This is a genomic window from Streptomyces sp. NTD91 (genome assembly GCF_059510455.1).
Map to the genome: position 1 here is coordinate 1 of NZ_JCAJZW010000210.1, position 233 is coordinate 233.

At 70.4% G+C, this 233-nt stretch carries 1 protein-coding gene; it reads left to right on the forward strand.

Annotated features, from left to right (window positions below; translation table 11 throughout):
• Positions 1-233 (forward strand): phosphoglucose isomerase-related protein (locus AC5WRT_RS39265; protein ID WP_496098995.1); only part of this gene is annotated, 233 nt, incomplete at both ends.

Below are 233 nucleotides of genomic sequence, written 5' to 3' on the forward strand. Positions count from 1 at the left end.
CGGGCGGAGGGCGTCCCCGAGGAGCAGGTGGCACACCGCACCTTCCGCGGCGGCCACCCCACCACCACGATCCTCGCCGGCGAGCTCACCCCGTCCGTCCTGGGCCAGCTGATCGCCCTCTACGAGCACAAGGTGTTCGTGCAGGGCGCGGTGTGGAACATCGACTCCTTCGACCAGTGGGGCGTGGAACTCGGCAAGGTCCTCGCCAAGCGGGTCGAACCCGCCCTCACCGA